This window comes from Pseudomonas sp. (genome assembly GCF_050739655.1).
Classification (GTDB): Bacteria; Pseudomonadota; Gammaproteobacteria; order Pseudomonadales; family Pseudomonadaceae; genus Aquipseudomonas.
On sequence record NZ_JBOIBY010000041.1, the window covers coordinates 1 to 4,178 of the forward strand.

General features: G+C 55.9%; 3 protein-coding genes. 1 reads left to right on the plus strand and 2 read right to left on the minus strand.

Translation table 11 applies throughout. The annotated features are described in order from the left end of the window. Positions 1-219: 219 nt before the first annotated feature. Positions 220-1,440 (minus strand): CaiB/BaiF CoA transferase family protein, encoded by a 1,221-nt coding sequence (locus ACRESJ_RS02480; protein ID WP_431756480.1) that lies wholly within the window; start codon positions 1,438-1,440, stop codon positions 220-222. A 12-nt stretch (positions 1,441-1,452) separates the two neighbouring features. Continuing rightward, a complete protein-coding gene (locus tag ACRESJ_RS02485) occupies positions 1,453-2,634 on the minus strand; it encodes an acyl-CoA dehydrogenase (protein WP_175375562.1) in 1,182 nt (393 codons plus the stop codon). Between the two features lie 158 nt (positions 2,635-2,792). Here ACRESJ_RS02485 and ACRESJ_RS02490 point away from each other — a divergent pair, with 158 nt between their 5' ends. Next, on the plus strand, positions 2,793-3,692 hold the full coding sequence (locus tag ACRESJ_RS02490; RefSeq protein ID WP_431756481.1) for a LysR family transcriptional regulator: 900 nt from the start codon (positions 2,793-2,795) through the stop codon (positions 3,690-3,692). The last annotated feature ends 486 nt before the right edge of the window (positions 3,693-4,178 follow it).

Genomic DNA, 4,178 nt, shown 5'->3' on the forward strand with positions numbered 1-4,178 from the left:
TGACCTGAAGCAACTTGCTGCCGAAAACTGCGTAACTCATTGTTTACCAAGGAGTTTTCCGTTTCGACTGCGCCGGAAGTGGGGCGAATTATAGAGATCTGAAATCTGCCGTCAACCGTTAATTTCAGGTTTCTTTCAATAAGTTACGAATGGTAGAAAAACGGCATGCCCCTACCTGCCGGGAGGAGTAAAGCCAGTCTTTCTATATAGAAGGAAACCTCAGAGCACACCGGACTCTTTAAACGCAGCTACCGTACCGGCATCCAACCCCAGCACTCGCTGCAGAACCTCCAGCGTATGCTCACCCAATAATGGAGGGGCACGACGATACTCAACTGGCGTCTCAGACAACCGTATTGGGCTCGCGACCTGAGGCACCAACCCAGCCAGAGCATGAGGCAACTCGATCGCCAGACCACGCGCCTTGACCTGAGGGTCGGCAAACATCTGCGCCAGGTCATTGATAGGTCCACACGGTACCCCAGCCTGCTCCAACTGCGCCACCCACTCAGCAGTGGTCTTGAAGACCGTTGCCTGACGGATCAACGGAATGAGTGCCGCCCGATTAGCGACCCGCAGCTTGTTGGTAACAAAGCGCGGATCATCAGCCCATTGCGGCTGCCCAGCCACTTGCGCGAACTTGCGGAACTGCCCGTCGTTGCCCACGGTAAGGATGAAGTCGCCATCAGCTGTAGGAAAATCCTGGTAAGGCACGATGTTCGGATGCGCATTGCCCAAACGCTTCGGAGCATTGCCCGTTGTCAGGTAGTTCATCGCCTGGTTGGCCAGGCAGGCCACCTGGACGTCCAGCAATGCCATATCAATATGCTGGCCGCCACCATCGTGATCCCGATGAGCAAGCGCGGCGAGGATTGCTACCGTCGAGTAAAGCCCGGTCAAGATATCCGTCAGCGCCACGCCCACTTTCACAGGCCCAGCACCTTCATCACCTTCAGGCCGCCCAGTCAGGCTCATGAGGCCGCCCAACCCCTGGATCATGAAGTCATAACCAGCGCGCCTGGCATACGGCCCAGTCTGACCAAATCCGGTAATCGAGCAATAGATCAGATCGGGATTGATCTCCTTCAGTGTTTCGTAGTCCAGCCCATAAGCCGCCAGACCTCCAACCTTGAAGTTCTCAATCAGGATGTCCGACTTGGCTGCCAGCTCGCGCACCAGCTTCTGCCCTTCAGGGCGCGTGAAATCGATGGTCACCGATTGCTTGTTGCGATTGGCCGACAAGTAATAGGCGGCCTCGCTGGTGTTCTCGCCATAGGCATCCTTTAGAAAGGGAGGCCCCCAGGCGCGCGTGTCATCGCCATTGCCCGGACGCTCGACCTTGATCACCTCGGCGCCAAGGTCGGCCAGAATCTGCCCGGCCCACGGCCCGGCCAATACTCGCGATAAATCCAGTACCCGCAGATGCGAAAGCGCGCCCATGACGTTCTCCTATTAATAGAACGCCTGGAGGCCGGTCTGCGCACGACCGAGGATCAACGCATGAACGTCGTGCGTACCTTCGTAAGTGTTCACAACTTCCAGGTTGACCAGGTGCCGAGCAACACCGAACTCGTCGGAGATGCCATTGCCACCCAACATGTCGCGGGCCATGCGCGCGATGTCCAGAGACTTGCCGCAGGAGTTACGCTTCATCATCGAAGTAATTTCCACCGCCGCGGTACCTTCATCCTTCATGCGACCCAGTCGCAGGCAGCCTTGCAGCGCCATGGTGATTTCGGTCTGCATGTCGGCCAGTTTTTTCTGGATCAGCTGCGTGGCAGCCAATGGGCGACCGAACTGCTGACGGTCCAGGGTGTACTGGCGAGCGGTATGCCAGCAGAACTCGGCCGCACCCAAAGCACCCCAGGAGATGCCGTAACGTGCCGAGTTGAGGCAAGTGAACGGACCTTTCAAACCGCGCACATCCGGGAAGATGTTCTCTTCCGGCACAAATACGTTGTCCATGACGATTTCACCGGTGATCGATGCACGCAGGCCAACCTTGCCATGAATCGCCGGAGCGCTCAGACCTTTCCAACCCTTCTCGAGAACAAAGCCACGGATGTCACCTGCGTCGTCTTTGCCCCAAACCACGAACACATCGGCGATCGGGCTGTTGGTGATCCACATTTTGCTACCGGTCAGGCTGTAGCCGCCTTCGACTTTACGTGCACGAGTAATCATCGCGCCTGGGTCGGAACCGTGGTTAGGCTCGGTCAGACCGAAGCAGCCGATCCACTCACCCGAGGCCAGTTTCGGCAGGTACTTCTGCTTCTGGGCTTCAGTACCGAATTCATTGATCGGCACCATCACCAACGAGGATTGCACACTCATCATCGAACGATAGCCGGAGTCGATGCGCTCAACTTCACGAGCGATCAAGCCGTAGCTGACGTAGTTCAGACCACTGCCACCGTACTGCTCGGGGATAGTGGCGCCCAACAGACCCACTTCGCCCATTTCGCGAAAGATCGCCGGATCGGTTTTCTCATGACGGAATGCTTCGAGTATGCGCGGCGCGAGGCTTTGCTGGGCGAACTGCGCAGCGGTGTCGCGAATCATGCGCTCTTCTTCAGTGAGCTGTTGATCCAGCAGCAAAGGATCGATCCAGTTGAAGCTAGCTTTACCGGCCATGAGTGTGTCCTCTCGAAACAGGTCAAATAACGTGGACTGATCCTAGGCCGGGATCGTTCATCTCGGCAAACGAGGATTTCGCATACTGTTGTGCTAATTTCTCACTCCGAAACGTCGCAAAGCGCATTTGAGGCGATGTATTAGTGAGGTTGACGTACATGCGTAGGAAGATACCCAGCACAACGGCCCTGATCAGCTTTGAAGCGGCTGCGCGACACGAAAGCTTTACCAAGGCAGCCGAAGAGCTTTCGCTGACCCAAGGCGCGATTTGCCGGCAGATCGCCAGCCTTGAGGAGTTCCTTAACGTGGAACTCTTCCGACGCTCCCGGCGTGGAGTGAAGCTGACGGAGGCCGGTCTCTCCTACAGCCGCCGGGTTGCCACGCAGCTTGATGCGGTTGAGCGGGACACCTTGTCCGTCATGGGCCAGCAAGGCGCCAATGTCATCGAACTGGCAGTGGTTCCGACCTTTGGAACCCAATGGTTACTGCCGCGGCTCAAGGATTTTCAGCACAAACATCCGGAAGTGACGGTCAACCTGACCAATCGCACGCGCCCCTTTCTGTTTGCCGATACGGAGTTCGATGCCGCAATTTACTTCGGCGATGCCGATTGGCCAGGCACAGAATCCCACCGCTTGATGGGCGAAAATCCGATGCCCGTATGCAGCCCCGGCCTACTGGGGAAAAAAACCAGCCTATCTCCCGCTGAAGTTTCTGAACTACCCCTCCTGCAACAGACCACTCGACCTTACGCCTGGCGACATTGGTTTAACTCCCAGCGACTGAACATCCCTCGCGACATGACAGGCCCGCGTTACGAGCTATTCTCCATGCTTGCCCAAGCGGCGATGCACGACATGGGTGTTGCCCTGATTCCACCTTTCCTGATTCAGCGCGAACTGGCTGAGAAACGTTTGGTCATTGCTAACCCCCAGGCCCTCTCCAGTATCAAGGCGTATTACTTGATGATTCCTGAGCGAAAGGTCGAATCTGCATCTTTGAAGGCTTTTCGAGATTGGTTGATCCATCAGGCCCATAGCTACAGCCTAGAAGAGTAAAGGCCTTGCGCCGCTTACTGACTTCGTAGTCAGGAACATCAGAACCCTACAGATATAAGTATTTGTCGCATAAAAGAAATCTGTATCAAAAGCAGCACAAACGTCCCACAAGCGCCTGAAGACGCGGCTTTGCGCCACTATTCAGGAGCAATACGTCATCATTCATATGGCCGATGTGTAAATTCTTGAATTTTGATAAAAACCCACACAAGGCACGGCCTGCAAGGGATTGAGCAGGCGGGTTGCGACATTCGGTCACGGGGTGACTTGTAGTTAATTTTCCGTCACACGTCATAATCCCTTGAAGGGCGCAAAGTTCGCCTGCAAAATGCCGCGCCCCGCCCTGTTTTCGGCGGGATCGTGCTGATCGGCCGCCCCAGCCGCACCATCCGTAGTGCATGGGTTTACTCAATAAGATCACGCAGGAGATTTGACGTGCACATTGGTGTTCCTCTCGAAACCCAGACCGGTGAAACACGGGTTGCT

Coding starts and splice junctions, on each gene's coding strand:
- ACRESJ_RS02480 (WP_431756480.1), bottom strand. CDS start 1,440: ATGGGCGCGCTTTCGCATCTGCGGGTACTGGATTTATCGCGAGTATTG.
- ACRESJ_RS02485 (WP_175375562.1), bottom strand. CDS start 2,634: ATGGCCGGTAAAGCTAGCTTCAACTGGATCGATCCTTTGCTGCTGGAT.
- ACRESJ_RS02490 (WP_431756481.1), top strand. CDS start 2,793: ATGCGTAGGAAGATACCCAGCACAACGGCCCTGATCAGCTTTGAAGCG.